This window comes from Limnospira sp. PMC 1279.21, assembly GCF_032349615.1.
In the GTDB taxonomy this organism is placed as follows: Bacteria; Cyanobacteriota; Cyanobacteriia; order Cyanobacteriales; family Microcoleaceae; genus Limnospira; species Limnospira fusiformis.
In genome coordinates this window covers 1-605 of the sequence record NZ_JARPLU010000492.1, presented here as the reverse complement: position 1 = coordinate 605, position 605 = coordinate 1, and the positions used below count along the sequence as shown (strand labels likewise).

Here is a 605-nt window from a genome sequence, read left to right as displayed (position 1 = left end):
GGAGACTTTCAGTAAGCTAGACAATATAATCTGGCAAATGTTGCGGGCATGGACAATCTCAAGATGCGGAAAGGCAAGCTATGAAAAGCTAGGAAACTACTTCCATAAAGGAACGGTTAAACTTAGCCATGGGAAAGAAAGACAGGAATCCTGGTTATTCAAGACTAAGGACGGACTTCAACTATGGAAACATAATTGGACACAGATTGTTAGACACACCCTAATACGCCCTGACGCAACACCATATGACGGAAATTGGACTTACTGGGCAACCAGGAAAGGACAAGCAATCGACACGCCAAATAGAGTAGCAAAGCTACTCAAAAAGCAAAAAGGCAGGTGTTCTTGGTGTGGGCAATATTTTGCACCATCGGATTTAGTTGAAGTAGACCACATTATACCTCGAAACCACGGTGGAAAGGACGAATATAAAAACCTTCAGCTATTACACCGCCACTGTCATGATGATAAAACGGCATTTGACAACGCCAACGCTGTATCCTTAACAATGGAACAATCAGACTAGGAGCCGTGTGAAGGGAAACTTTCATGCACGGTTCTGAATGGGAGGGGATGAAGGTGACTTCACTCTCGACCCCTAATCT

General features: G+C 44.0%; 1 protein-coding gene. It reads left to right on the top strand.

Annotated elements, in window-relative coordinates; all coding sequences use genetic code 11:
* On the top strand, positions 1-526 hold a 526-nt coding region (locus P5683_RS25600; RefSeq protein WP_315645981.1), incomplete at its 5' end, for an HNH endonuclease signature motif containing protein.
* Positions 527-605: the final 79 nt, after the last annotated feature.